This is a genomic window from Caballeronia sp. M23-90 (assembly GCF_053574605.1).
Map to the genome: position 1 here is coordinate 1 of NZ_JBSIPA010000556.1, position 4009 is coordinate 4009.

Sequence of the window (4009 nt, forward strand, 5' to 3'; positions counted from 1 at the left end):
TGCGCGAACGCGCAGCCCGGCGGCAATGAACGCAGGTCGGGCGTGATGCCCGCTATCTGCGTCAGCCTTCTGTGACGCGTGTTGAGGCTCGGCAAGCTGTCGATCAGACCTGCCGTGTAGGGATGCTGCGGATGATCGAGCACTGCATCGACGGTGCCTTGCTCTACGATCCTGCCGGCATACATCACGGCAATGTCGTCGGCGAGACCCGCGACCACGGACAGGTCGTGCGTGATCCAGATCAGCGATGTACCTTGCGTGCGCACGAGCGTCTGCACCTCGGACAGGATCTGCGCCTGGATGGTCACGTCGAGCGCGGTCGTGGGTTCATCGGCGATGATCAAATCAGGCTTGTGCAGCATGGCAATCGCGATCGCCACGCGCTGGCGCATGCCGCCTGACAACTGATGCGGATACGCACGCAGGCGTTCGCCAGGACTTGCGATACCCATTGCCGCGAGCGCTTCGCTTGCCTGCTTACGGGCGGTACTGCGGCTTACATTCCGATGCGCACGCACGGCCTCGATCATCTGCGCGTCGACGCGTTGCACGGGGTTGAGCGTGGACATCGGGTCCTGGAACACCATCGCAATACGGCTGCCGCGCAGGCGCCGCATTTCGGCTTCCGGCAGACCAACAATATTCCTTCCCTTGAACAGGATCTCGCCGCCGACCACGCGGCCGGGTGCATCGATCAGTCCCATGATCGAGAAACCGGTCACGGATTTCCCTGATCCGGATTCCCCGACCAGACCCAGCACGCGACCGCGGCCGAGCGTCAGCGATACATCCTCGACCGCAGGCAGCTCGCCTTCGCGCGTGAAGAAGCGCGTCTTCAGGCCGCGGACTTCGAGGGTGGTATCGGAAGTATGAAAGGCTGCGTTGCTCATTTCACGAACCTCGGATTGAGCAATTCGCGCAGACGGTCGCCGACCATGTTTATCGATACGAGGATGGCGAGCAGCGCAAGACCCGGGTAGACGCTCGTCCAGTATTCGCCCGAGAGCATGGTCTGGTAGCCGTTGGCAATCAGCAGCCCGAGCGATGGTTCTGTGATCGGCACGCCGAGCCCGAGAAAGGACAACGTTGCTTCCAGCGTGATTGCGCGTGCGACCTGCAGCGTGCCGACCACGATCAGCGGCGGCAGGCAATTCGGCAGCATATGAACGAGCACGATGCGCCAGTTCGGAATTGCCAGGCTGCGCGCCGCTTCGACATACTCGCGCCGGGCTTCGACTAAAGCCTGCGCGCGCGCTGTGCGGGCGTAGTACGCCCATTCGATCAGCACCAAAGTGAGCACGACGTTCGTCACGCTTTTGCCGAGGAACGCGAGCAGCATCATCGCGACCAGGATGGACGGGAAGGCGAGCAGCAAATCGACAAGCCGCATGATGAGGCTGTCCACCTTGCCGCCTGCGTATGCCGCGATCAACCCGAATACTGTGCCAACGACGCCCGCGATTACTGCCGAGCCAAGACCCACTGACAAGCTCAGGCGCAAGCCATAGAGCATCGCTGAATAGAGGTCGCGGCCCTGGCCGTCGGTACCGAGCCAGTACGCGTGGGTGCCGGCGCTGTTCATGGAGCCGGGCGGAAGGCGGGCATCGAGGACATCGAGCTGAAGGAGGTCGTAGGGATTTTGCGGCGAGATGTACGGCGCGAAAACCGCGGCAAGCATGAGCAAGACTGCAACGATCAACGCGCCCAGCGCTACTGGCGAACGCACGAAGTCGGCCACGAGTTGACGCCACGGCGACCGGCGCTTCGATACAGCGCGCACAGGCGTTTCGGGAACGAGAGGCGTGGTGCTCATCGCGCGCCCTCCAGCCGCACGCGCGGATCGAGGAATTTATAAAGGATATCGACCAGCAGGTTCAGCGTGACGAACATGCACACGACCACGATCAGGTACGAAAGGATCACCGGCCGATCGAGCGCGTTGATGCTGTCGAGAATCAGCTTGCCTGCGCCGGGCCACGAGAAAACGGTCTCCGTCACGACCGCGAACGCAATGGTCGAACCAAACTCGAGTCCGATCACCGTGACGAGCGGTATCAGCGTGTTGCGCAAGATATGCACGAGCACGACACGCATCGGCGACAAACCCTTGGCGCGCGCAAAGCGCACATGTTCCATCGGCATGACTTCGCGCACGCCGGCGCTCGTCAGGCGCAACACGAGCGAGACCTTGAAAAGCGAGAGATTCAACGCGGGCAAAATAAGGTGGCGCAGCCCGTCGATGGTCAGCCACGACCATTGCACACCGAACAGGCTTGCAGTTTCACCGCGCCCGCTCGCAGGCAGCCATCCGAGCTTTACGCTGAAGAGCATGATCAGCATCAGGCCCACCCAGAACGTAGGCAGCGAGAAGCCGACAATGCTGCCCGTCATCAACATCTTCGAAAGCGGATTGCGCGGATGCAAGCCCGAAAAAAGCCCAAGCGGAATGCCGATGAAAAGCGCCAGCAGCAGCGCCGATACCGCCAGTTCGAGTGTCGCCGGAAGGCGTTGCAGGATCAGGCGAATCGCGGGTTCGTTATAAACGAAGCTATTGCCGAGATCGCCGTGCGCGGCGCCCGCGAGAAACGCGAGGTACTGCTTCCACAGCGGCTGATCGAGGCCAAGTTGCGCGATGATCCGCGCGCGATCGACCTGGTCGACATCCTGCCCGATGAGGATATCGATTGGATTGCCGATCGCATGCAAGCCGATGAACACGATCAGCGTCATCAGCAGCACCACGAACGCCGCTTGCGCGACGCGGCGAACGAGCCAGCCGCTCATCGGTCCTCCGCATACTGGGGCGGTGCGTCGGCGGGCGTGAATTCATCGCCGAAAAGTTCGGGCTCCGCGTAGGCTTCGAGCGCCGCGTAATGCTGCTCCACGTCTTCGCGGTACAGCAAACTCGCGATGCCTTGCGAGAGACGTTTCGCGCCCGTGCTGATGGCGGGAATGTCGCCGGAGACGGCGCCGTGCGAAAGCGTTGCCGGATAGCAGAAGCAATGAATATTCGACAAACCCGGGCAATCCCCCGGCGTTTTCTCGAGGAACTCGAAGGCGGGGCCGACATCGGGCGAGTCGGACAGTTCGGCGTCGTCTTCGCCGGGTGGCGGGGTGTACCGGTCGGCCCATGTGCGGATGAACGGCGCGAACGCGGCGAATTCCGGGCGCGCGTTCCAGTCCACCTTGAAGCCCGTCGAGACGATCAGGAAGTCGGCCGCGAACGTGCCCTTCGGCGTGTGGATGGCGAGACCATCGGCTGTTTCTTCCACCGACAAAACCGGGCAGCCAAGATTGAACCGCACGCTGGGATGATGACGCGACACCCGTAACGTGCTGCCCCGCGGCGGCGGCACCTGCACCGTATTGATGTAGTGCCGGATCTTCCACTTCCATTCATCGGGAAGAGTCTGGTGGCCGTGCGTCAGGCCCGGATTGCCTGCACCCTTGCCCTTGTTCACGCGTGGCAGGTCCGGACGTCTGATCAGCAAATCGACACTCGCAGCGCCTGCTTCGAGTGCGGTCGCCGCACTGTCCATGGCCGACGATCCGCCCCCGACGACGGCGATACGCTTGCCGCGAAGTGTGCTGAAATCAACCCTGTCCGATGAATGCGCCCAACGCGAACGCGGCAACCCGTCGATAAAACCCGGCAACGCCGGTCCGCCCAGACCATCGCGTCCGGTTGCAAGCACGACGCGCCGCGCGAAGACATCGAAACGTTTTTCGTGCGTGCGAACGCTCAGCACCACAAGACCATCCGCACGCGGCGTCACGGCTTCGATGGTGTGGCCATTGCGGACGTCGAGTGCGAGCACGCGGCGATACCAGACCAGATATTCCATCCACTGCAGCCGGTCGATCTTGTCGAGCGCCTGCCATGCTTCAGCCCCGAACTGCGCTTCGAACCACGCGCGAAACGTGAGTGCGGGCAAGCCGAGCGCCGGCCCGGTCAGCTGTTTTGGCGAGCGTAGCGTTTCCATGCGCGCAGTCGTGGCCCAGGGTCCTA

General features: G+C 62.6%; 4 protein-coding genes. All 4 read right to left on the reverse strand.

Going from position 1 to position 4009, the window contains the following annotated elements; genetic code table 11:
* A partial coding sequence (locus tag ACRXB1_RS32365; RefSeq protein WP_449494352.1) for an ABC transporter ATP-binding protein occupies positions 1 to 890 on the reverse strand: 890 nt, incomplete at its 3' end.
* Positions 887 to 1813, reverse strand: coding sequence for an ABC transporter permease (locus tag ACRXB1_RS32370; RefSeq protein WP_449494353.1), 927 nt, complete (start codon positions 1811 to 1813; stop codon positions 887 to 889). The genes ACRXB1_RS32365 and ACRXB1_RS32370, both read right to left, overlap by 4 nt.
* On the reverse strand, positions 1810 to 2784 hold the full coding sequence (locus tag ACRXB1_RS32375; RefSeq protein ID WP_062001097.1) for an ABC transporter permease: 975 nt from the start codon (positions 2782 to 2784) through the stop codon (positions 1810 to 1812). The genes ACRXB1_RS32370 and ACRXB1_RS32375 overlap by 4 nt, the downstream gene beginning before the upstream one ends.
* Positions 2781 to 4009: NAD(P)-binding domain-containing protein (locus ACRXB1_RS32380; protein ID WP_449494354.1), on the reverse strand; the 1229-nt coding region annotated here is incomplete at its 5' end. The genes ACRXB1_RS32375 and ACRXB1_RS32380, both read right to left, overlap by 4 nt.

Excerpts from the sequence above, each read along its gene's own strand:
- ACRXB1_RS32370 (WP_449494353.1), bottom strand. The coding sequence starts at position 1,813 with ATGAGCACCACGCCTCTCGTTCCCGAAACGCCTGTGCGCGCTGTATCG.
- ACRXB1_RS32375 (WP_062001097.1), bottom strand. The coding sequence starts at position 2,784 with ATGAGCGGCTGGCTCGTTCGCCGCGTCGCGCAAGCGGCGTTCGTGGTG.